5 protein-coding genes are annotated in these 3,864 nt (G+C 55.8%); 2 read left to right on the top strand and 3 right to left on the bottom strand.

Annotation, left to right across the window (positions count from 1 at the left end; all coding sequences use genetic code 11):
- The coding region (locus ACESMW_RS18615; protein ID WP_372988456.1) for an acyl-CoA dehydrogenase family protein at nt 1-1,008 on the bottom strand (1,008 nt) is incomplete at its 3' end.
- A 155-nt stretch (nt 1,009-1,163) separates the two neighbouring features.
- On the opposite strand from ACESMW_RS18615, the gene ACESMW_RS18610 reads away from it, so the two are divergent.
- Entirely contained in the window at nt 1,164-2,057 is an 894-nt protein-coding gene (locus ACESMW_RS18610) for a LysR family transcriptional regulator (protein ID WP_372988455.1), read from the top strand.
- A gap of 3 nt (nt 2,058-2,060) precedes the next feature.
- Here ACESMW_RS18610 and ACESMW_RS18605 read toward each other — a convergent pair whose 3' ends face one another.
- Together ACESMW_RS18605 and ACESMW_RS18600 are read right to left on the bottom strand one after the other, a co-directional pair.
- Nucleotides 2,061-2,417 (bottom strand): hypothetical protein, encoded by a 357-nt coding sequence (locus ACESMW_RS18605; RefSeq protein WP_372988454.1) that lies wholly within the window; start codon nt 2,415-2,417, stop codon nt 2,061-2,063.
- Nucleotides 2,418-2,446: 29 nt separating this feature from the next.
- Nucleotides 2,447-3,217 (bottom strand): EAL domain-containing protein, encoded by a 771-nt coding sequence (locus ACESMW_RS18600; RefSeq protein ID WP_372988453.1) that lies wholly within the window; start codon nt 3,215-3,217, stop codon nt 2,447-2,449.
- A 213-nt stretch (nt 3,218-3,430) separates the two neighbouring features.
- On the opposite strand from ACESMW_RS18600, the gene ACESMW_RS18595 reads away from it, so the two are divergent.
- A partial coding sequence (locus ACESMW_RS18595; RefSeq protein WP_372988452.1) for an isocitrate/isopropylmalate family dehydrogenase occupies nt 3,431-3,864 on the top strand: 434 nt, incomplete at its 3' end.

Genomic DNA, 3,864 nt, shown 5'->3' with positions numbered 1-3,864 from the left:
GGAGACTTCCTGAAGCGCGCCCATAATACCCTTGGTGTCCAGAGCCCAGGCGCATTTCAGCGTGAGCAGACGAGCCTGCTCAATGGCCATGCGGGCATTGGCAATGATATCCGGATTACCGCCCAGCTTGGCAATCGGCCGCCCGAAAGCCTCGCGGGTGGTGGCACGCTTGATCAGAAGCTCCAGCGTGCGCTCTGCCGCACCGATGGCCCGCATGCAATGGTGTACTCGCCCTGGCCCCAAACGGCCCTGGGCAATCTCGAAACCACGTCCGGGTCCGGCGATGAATGCGCTCTTGGGCAGGCGAACGTTATCGAACAGCACCTCGCCGTGGCCGTAAGGCTCATCGTATTCACCGAATACCGGCAGCATACGTTCAATCTTTACGCCCGGAGTGTCCAGCGGCACCAATACCATGGAATGACGACGGTGCTTGTGGGCCTCCGGATCCGTCAGGCCCATAAAGATGGCAACCTTGCAGTCGGGGTGTCCGATACCGGTGCTCCACCACTTGCGACCGTTCAGAACCACTTCGTCGCCTTCGACAACGGCGGTAGCTTCCATGTTGGTAGCATCGGAAGAGGCAACTGCCGGTTCGGTCATGCAGAAGGCGGAACGGATCTCACCGCTGAGCAGCCGTGGCAGCCACTCTGCTTTCTGCTCTTCCGAGCCGTAGTGGATCAATACTTCCATATTGCCGGTGTCCGGCGCGTTGCAGTTGAAGATCTCCGGCGCAATAAAGCTGCGCCCGGTTTCCTCGGCAATCAGGGCGTAGTCGGAGTTCAGCAGGCCGCAGCCATACTTTTCGTCCGGGAAGAACATGTTCCAGAGGCCCTGGGCTTTGGCCTTTTCTTTCAACTCCCGAATAATCGGCAGCACCACCCAGCGATCATCCAGGGAGGCAAGCTCCTTGTGGTACTGCGCTTCAATGGGAAAGATCTCATCCTTCATGAACTGTTTCACGCGGTTGAGATAATCCTGCCCTTTCTCGGAAATATTGAAATCCATCGCCGTATCCTCGCTGACTGTTGCACGGTGGCGTGCACGGAATAATCACGTTGGAACCAGTCTAGGGATGACTTAACTATTACGCGACTGAATTTTTCTTATCGTTTATTATCAGTCAGACTTATTCCACTTCTTTAGCAAAACGGACCCTGCTCATGGCCCTCAATCGGCTGGACCTGAACCTGTTGCACGTTTTCGACACGATTTATCGGGAAGGAAGCCTGACCCGAGCAGCCAGGGCGCTGCACCTGACCCAACCGGCGGTGAGTCATTCACTGTCGAGGCTACGGGATCACTTTGATGACCCGCTGTTTACTCGGCAGGGTAATCAGATGGTTCCGACACCACTGGCCAGGCGGTTTCTGGAATCCATGCGACCAGGCCTGACCCAGATACAGGGTGCGGTAAACCAGTTTCATGCCTTTGATCCGGCCACCCAGCGCAAAACCTATTCACTCGGGTTGCGGGACATCCTGGAATCCACTTTCCTGCCCCGGCTGATGGCACGCCTGGACGCCTACCCGGAACTGGAGATCGTCAGTCAGAGGATTGCGCGGCGTGATATGGAGACGCAACTGGCCGCGGGAAAACTGGATTTTGCCGTGGATGTGCTATTGCCCGTGAGTAACCAGACCTCCCACGAACTGCTGCGGCGCGACCGACTGGTGGTTCTGGCCCGGGAGGGCCACCCACTGGCAGGAGGAAACCTGGATATGGAAGGGTATCTGTCCGCGAAACACGTGCTGGTGTCTTCAAGGACAGAGGGGCCCGGGATTGAGGACTTCGAGCTATCAAGGCTGGGGGTTCAGCGCAGCATCCGTCTAAGGTGCCAGCATTACTACGCCGCGTGCAGAGTGGTGGAGGACACCGATCTGTTGCTGACCATGCCAGAAGCTTACGCCCGCATCATTGCCGAGCGAGCCAACATCCGGATCATGGATCCGCCAGCGGACCTGCCGTCCATCGACGTTCACCTTTATTGGCACAAGGCTTATGAGAGAGAGCCGGCACTGATCTGGTTCAGGGAGCAGTTGAAAGCCATCAGTTGACGATCAGTAGGCCCCGACAAGCATCAGGAAACCGAAAAACCCGATAGCCGTGATACCCAGGGAGGCCACGACGATACCAAGCCCCCACCAGACAGCAGCGCCATCGGATATTTCCACACCGTGGCCACGCAGGGTTCGGTAGAACGCCCAGGGACCCAGGACAAACGCACCAACCACCGCGAAAACCAACCCGACGCTAATACCGGCAAAGGTCCAGGTAGCCAGAACCATGGCGCGGTCTTTTACCTGGTCAGTAACCCCATGGTGCTCGAGAAATTTCTTGCAGAAAAACCAGATCAGGGCGAACAGGATGATGACAAAAACCAGTCCGCCAACAATGGTTATGATTCGGTATAGCAAGGTGCCCTTCCTGTCAGTTCAAAGGCCGGTCAGGCCGGAAACTCGGGCTCCGGAAGACACTCGAAACCCGGCTTGGCAAACAGATAGCCCTGGTAGAGGTTAATGCCCTGGGAGCGCAACCAGAAATACTCTTCCTTGGTTTCGACACCCTCAGCGATGATCTGACCGCCGAGCTGCGTCATCATAGTAATGATGCCGGCAACAACGGCCTGCTTGTTCGGCTCCCGATCAATGTCACGGATTAATGCCATATCCAGCTTCAACAGGTTCGGCGGACTGGCAATCATGATGTTGAAGCGAGAGAAGCCAGCTCCGAAATCATCAATGGCTGTGCTGAACCCCATCTCCTGGTAGGCCTCAATGATCGATACAAGATGGTCCACCGATGTGGACGTCAACTGTTCGTCTTCTGTGAGCTCAAAAATGATCTTGCGGGTATCGAAGTTGTAGGTCTTGGCAGCCGCCAGGGTGGTACGAATACAATATTCAGCCTTGTAAACAGCATTAGGCATGAAATTAATGCTGAGCATTGACTTCATTTTTAGCCTGGCGGCAAGCTTGACCGCCTTGACCCGACAAACCTGGTCGAAAGCGTAGCGGTTTTGCTCATTCACCCTCGAGAGAATACTCATGGCCCCCTGAGCCTCAGTGCCACGCACGAGGGCTTCATAGGCGTAAACAGATTTGTTAAGAACATCAACAATGGGTTGGAACGCGAAGCTGAAGGAAAAATCCAATCCCGCTCCACAGGCACATTGCTCACAATGAGACTCATCAAACAGTACGGCGGGTTGGTTCACTTCAACTCCTGAATTCACTTCCAGCGATTTTGCTGTGTCTGGGGAACATATTGCTGTGTCTATAAGACATATTCTAACTCAATATAGCTGCGATCCCCTTACCGGTAAAACCACTTATTCGTAAAAGCATGTCAAACGGTGGCATCCCCTGTTTACATGACTAAACTGGGATTTGTTATTTATACGTGTCTGTCCACAAAAGGAGTTTCCCGAATGGCCCAATCTACCCGTATCGCTGTAACGCCGGGCGACGGCATAGGCCCCGAAGTGGTGGCCGAGGCCGTGCGCTGCCTGGAAACCCTGCGCGCCAAACACGGCCTGGACCTTGAGTGGACACGGTTCCCATGGCCCTCCCATGCCTGGCATGAGGAGCATGGGGAGTCCATGCCGGCGGATGCCCTGGAGCAGTTACAGAAGTATGATGCCATTCTGCTGGGCGCCCTCGGCGATCCGGGCCCGATGGACGATCCAGATCGCTACCTGCTGCCAGACAGCATTTCCCTTGCACCATTGCTGGACATGCGCAAAGGGTTCGATCAATGGGTCTGTGAGCGCCCGGCCAGGCTTCTCCCCGGGGCCCGCCAGTATCTGGCGGATGAACGGGCCAAAGACATCGACATGCTGGTCATCCGGGAAAACTCCGAGGG

The sequence above is a fragment of the Marinobacter sp. genome (assembly GCF_041690455.1).
GTDB lineage: Bacteria > Pseudomonadota > Gammaproteobacteria > Pseudomonadales > Oleiphilaceae > Marinobacter.
The sequence above is the reverse complement of the archived record's forward strand: the minus strand, read 5'-3'. Positions and strand labels throughout refer to the sequence as shown.

Bases quoted from the DNA above. Each gene is read 5' to 3' on its own strand.
- ACESMW_RS18610 (WP_372988455.1), top strand. From the start codon at position 1,164: ATGGCCCTCAATCGGCTGGACCTGAACCTGTTGCACGTTTTCGACACG.